The organism is Rhodococcus oryzae, assembly GCF_005049235.1.
Lineage (GTDB): Bacteria > Actinomycetota > Actinomycetes > Mycobacteriales > Mycobacteriaceae > Rhodococcus_G > Rhodococcus_G oryzae.
Genome location: NZ_SUMD01000026.1, coordinates 1 through 5,453 on the forward strand (window position 1 = coordinate 1; position 5,453 = coordinate 5,453).

General features: G+C 55.7%; 3 rRNA genes. All 3 read right to left on the reverse strand.

The window, feature by feature from the left end:
- Positions 1–2 precede the first annotated feature (2 nt).
- Positions 3–119: ribosomal RNA gene (gene rrf / locus FCG67_RS24810) — 5S ribosomal RNA — on the reverse strand.
- A 122-nt stretch (positions 120–241) separates the two neighbouring features.
- A 23S ribosomal RNA gene (locus tag FCG67_RS24815) occupies positions 242–3,374 on the reverse strand.
- 337 nt (positions 3,375–3,711) lie between these two features.
- Positions 3,712–5,227: ribosomal RNA gene (locus tag FCG67_RS24820) — 16S ribosomal RNA — on the reverse strand.
- The 16S, 23S and 5S rRNA genes sit together here, the layout of an rRNA operon.
- Positions 5,228–5,453: the final 226 nt, after the last annotated feature.

The window sequence follows — 5,453 nt, forward strand, 5'->3', positions numbered from 1 at the left end:
ATGTTCGGCGGTGTCCTACTCTCCCACACCCTGTCGAGTGCAGTACCATCGGCGCTGGAGGGCTTAGCTTCCGGGTTCGGAATGGGTCCGGGCGTTTCCCCTCCGCTATGGCCGCCGTAACTCTATGAAACTGTCACACATTCAATTCCCCCGCCCGAATCATCAACCCGAAGGGTGATGTTGGGGGTGAATGGTATCTGTGTGTTGTTTCAGATACCGCACAGTGGACGCGTAGCTTCTTTGTGGTAAGTCCTCGGCCTATTAGTACCAGTCACCTGCACACGTTACCGTGCTTCCAGTTCTGGCCTATCAACCCGGTGGTCTGCCGGGGGCCTTACCCCCTCAAGGGGGTGAGAAACCTCATCTTGGAACAGGCTTCCCGCTTAGATGCTTTCAGCGGTTATCCCTTCCGAACGTAGCTAACCAGCGGTGCTCCTGGTGGAACAACTGGCACACCAGAGGTTCGTCCGTCCCGGTCCTCTCGTACTAGGGACAGCCTTCCTCAAGTTTCTAACGCGCGCGGCGGATAGAGACCGAACTGTCTCACGACGTTCTAAACCCAGCTCGCGTGCCGCTTTAATGGGCGAACAGCCCAACCCTTGGGACCTACTCCAGCCCCAGGATGCGACGAGCCGACATCGAGGTGCCAAACCATCCCGTCGATATGGACTCTTGGGGAAGATCAGCCTGTTATCCCCGGGGTACCTTTTATCCGTTGAGCGACACCGCTTCCACTTGCCGGTGCCGGATCACTAGTCCCGACTTTCGTCCCTGCTCGACCTGTCAGTCTCACAGTCAAGCTCCCTTGTGCACTTGCACTCAACACCTGATTGCCAACCAGGCTGAGGGAACCTTTGGGCGCCTCCGTTACATTTTGGGAGGCAACCGCCCCAGTTAAACTACCCACCAGGCACTGTCCCTGAACCAGATCATGGTCCGAGGTTAGATGTCCAATACGATCAGAGTGGTATTTCAACAATGACTCCACGAACACTGGCGTGCCCGCTTCACAGTCTCCCACCTATCCTACACAAACCGAACCGAACACCAATACCAAGCTATAGTGAAGGTCCCGGGGTCTTTTCGTCCTGCCGCGCGTAACGAGCATCTTTACTCGTAATGCAATTTCGCCGAGTCTATGGTTGAGACAGCTGAGAAGTCGTTACGCCATTCGTGCAGGTCGGAACTTACCCGACAAGGAATTTCGCTACCTTAGGATGGTTATAGTTACCACCGCCGTTTACTGGGGCTTAAATTCTCAGCTTCGCTCCGAAAAGCTAACCGGTCCTCTTAACCTTCCAGCACCGGGCAGGCGTCAGTCCGTATACATCGTCTTACGACTTCGCACGGACCTGTGTTTTTAGTAAACAGTCGCTTCTCACTGGTCTCTGCGGCCCCACCCAGCTCACGGAGTAAATCCGATCACCAGACGAGGCCCCCCTTCTCCCGAAGTTACGGGGGCATTTTGCCGAGTTCCTTAACCATAGTTATCTCGATCGCCTTAGTATTCTCTACCTGACCACCTGTGTCGGTTTGGGGTACGGGCCGTGTAAAAGCTCGCTAGAGGCTTTTCTCGGCAGCATAGGATCACTGAATTCGCCTCAATCGGCTATGCATCACGTCTCAGGATATGTGTGGCACGGATTTGCCTATGCCACTCCCTACACGCTTACACCAGTATTACCACTGACTGGCTCAGCTACCTTCCTGCGTCACCCCATCGCTTGGCTACTACCAGATCAGGTCCCGCGCATCCCCCGACCATGATCCCGAAGGAACATTAGCCGGCTTCAGGGCGGTTAGTATCACTGATTCACCATGGGCGCGTTTACACGGGTACGGGAATATCAACCCGTTGTCCATCGACTACGCCTGTCGGCCTCGCCTTAGGTCCCGACTCACCCTGGGCGGATTAACCTGGCCCAGGAACCCTTGGTCATTCGGCGGAAGAGTTTCTCACTCTTCTTTCGCTACTCATGCCTGCATTCTCACTCGTGCAGCCTCCACGCCTGGATCACTCCGACGCTTCCATGGCTGCACGACGCTCCCCTACCCATCCATACCACTGCCCAAGTCCCCGCAGGAACAAGGAGGTGTATTGCATGAATGCCGCAGCTTCGGTGGTGTACTTGAGCCCCGCTACATTGTCGGCGCAGGATCACTTGACCAGTGAGCTATTACGCACTCTTTCAAGGGTGGCTGCTTCTAAGCCAACCTCCTGGTTGTCTTCGCGACCCCACATCCTTTTCCACTTAGTACACGCTTAGGGACCTTAGCTGGCGATCTGGGCTGTTTCCCTCTCGACTACGAACCTTATCGCCCGCAGTCTCACTGCCGCGCTCTCACTCACCGGCATTCGGAGTTTGGCTGATTTCGGTAAGCTTGTGGGCCCCCTAGACCATCCAGTAGCTCTACCTCCGGTGAGAAACACGCGACGCTGCACCTAAATGCATTTCGGGGAGAACCAGCTATCACGGAGTTTGATTGGCCTTTCACCCCTACCCACAGCTCATCCCCTCAGTTTTCAACCTAAGTGGGTTCGGGCCTCCACGACGTCTTACCGTCGCTTCACCCTGGCCATGGGTAGATCACTCCGCTTCGGGTCTAGAGCATGCGACTGGACCGCCCTATTCGGACTCGCTTTCGCTACGGCTGCCCCTCACGGGTTAACCTCGCCACATGCCACTAACTCGCAGGCTCATTCTTCAAAAGGCACGCCATCACCCCCAGCAGCAAGCTGCTCAAAGGCTTTGACGGATTGTAAGCGCACGGTTTCAGGTACTATTTCACTCCCCTCCCGGGGTACTTTTCACCTTTCCCTCACGGTACTAGTCCGCTATCGGTCACCAGGGAGTATTCAGGCTTATCGGGTGGTCCCGACAGATTCACAGCAGATTTCACGGGCCCGCTGCTACTTGGGAACCATTCACGAGAGCCGGGAAGTTTTCGTCTACGGGATTCTCACCCTCTACGACAGGCCGTTCCAGACCACTTCGACTAACAACCCGGTTTCTTACTCTCGCCCATCACGGCAGTGATGAGAAGAAAGGCCCCACAACCCCACGCACACAACGCCTGCCGGCTATCACATGTACATGGTTTAGCCTCTTCCGCTTTCGCTCGCCACTACTCACGGAATCACTATTGTTTTCTCTTCCTGTGGGTACTGAGATGTTTCACTTCCCCACGTTCCCTCCACACGCCCTATATATTCAGGCGCGGGTAACACGACATCACTCGTGCTGGGTTTCCCCATTCGGAGACCCTCGGATCTCAGCTCGTTTGACAGCTCCCCGAGGCTTATCGCAGCCTACTACGTCCTTCATCGGCTCCTGGTGCCAAGGCATCCACCGTACGCTCTTAATTACTTACAACAAAGATGCTCGCGTCCACTGTGCAGTTCTCAAACAACACACAACCAGAAAACCTCGTGCAGACACCAGCCAAAGGATGTTCCCACCCCTCACGGTATGACCTGCGGTCTCCCACTTGTAAGTTCTTGCCTAGAGAAGAAACACTCGCGTGTTCTCTCAGGACCCAACAGTATGCCGATATATTGACCGCCGGCCGGCCACAAGGGACCAACTGATACGCGGAAAAGCTTGTCAGCGTCCACCCATGAGCTCCCGCAGCGAAACAGTGTTCACTAAACGGGCTCTGCCAGACACGACCTCGACTGTTCGAGGACGTCTGCTGGAGAATGCTCCTTAGAAAGGAGGTGATCCAGCCGCACCTTCCGGTACGGCTACCTTGTTACGACTTCGTCCCAATCGCCGATCCCACCTTCGACGGCTCCCTCCACAAGGGTTAGGCCACCGGCTTCGGGTGTTACCGACTTTCATGACGTGACGGGCGGTGTGTACAAGGCCCGGGAACGTATTCACCGCAGCGTTGCTGATCTGCGATTACTAGCGACTCCGACTTCACGGGGTCGAGTTGCAGACCCCGATCCGAACTGAGACCAGCTTTAAGGGATTCGCTCCACCTCACGGTCTCGCAGCCCTCTGTACTGGCCATTGTAGCATGTGTGAAGCCCTGGACATAAGGGGCATGATGACTTGACGTCGTCCCCACCTTCCTCCGAGTTGACCCCGGCAGTCTCTTACGAGTCCCCGCCATAACGCGCTGGCAACATAAGATAGGGGTTGCGCTCGTTGCGGGACTTAACCCAACATCTCACGACACGAGCTGACGACAGCCATGCACCACCTGTATACCGGCCACAAGGGGGGCTACATCTCTGCAGCTTTCCAGTATATGTCAAACCCAGGTAAGGTTCTTCGCGTTGCATCGAATTAATCCACATGCTCCGCCGCTTGTGCGGGCCCCCGTCAATTCCTTTGAGTTTTAGCCTTGCGGCCGTACTCCCCAGGCGGGGTACTTAATGCGTTAGCTACGACACAGATCCCGTGGAAGGGACCCACATCTAGTACCCACCGTTTACGGCGTGGACTACCAGGGTATCTAATCCTGTTTGCTACCCACGCTTTCGTTCCTCAGCGTCAGTTACTGCCCAGAGACCCGCCTTCGCCACCGGTGTTCCTCCTGATATCTGCGCATTTCACCGCTACACCAGGAATTCCAGTCTCCCCTGCAGTACTCAAGTCTGCCCGTATCGCCTGCAGGCCCACCGTTGAGCGGTGGGTTTTCACAGACGACGTGACAAACCGCCTACGAACTCTTTACGCCCAGTAATTCCGGACAACGCTCGCACCCTACGTATTACCGCGGCTGCTGGCACGTAGTTAGCCGGTGCTTCTTCTGCAGGTACCGTCACTTTCGCTTCGTCCCTGCTGAAAGAGGTTTACAACCCGAAGGCCTTCATCCCTCACGCGGCGTCGCTGCATCAGGCTTTCGCCCATTGTGCAATATTCCCCACTGCTGCCTCCCGTAGGAGTCTGGGCCGTGTCTCAGTCCCAGTGTGGCCGGTCACCCTCTCAGGTCGGCTACCCGTCGTCGCCTTGGTAGGCCATTACCCCACCAACAAGCTGATAGGCCGCGGGCCCATCCTGCACCAGTAAACCTTTCCACCAAAAGCCATGCAGCCTTTGGTCATATCCGGTATTAGACCCAGTTTCCCAGGCTTATCCCGAAGTGCAGGGCAGATCACCCACGTGTTACTCACCCGTTCGCCGCTCGTGTACCCCGAAGGGCCTTACCGCTCGACTTGCATGTGTTAAGCACGCCGCCAGCGTTCGTCCTGAGCCAGGATCAAACTCTCCGTTGAAGACTCTAGATTCGCGGCAAGCCGCTAATCAGTCATAGACATCGAGTCAAATCACTAGCATTCAAAAACTCAAACTAGCTTCAAACACTGACCCCTCTCCGACGGAAGAAGGAAAAGAGCCAGCAAATACCCACACCAAATGGTGTGGAGTACCAAAATTTGGCACTGACATTCATCGGCACACTGTTGAGTTCTCAAAGAACACGCACACACCATCACCACCAAG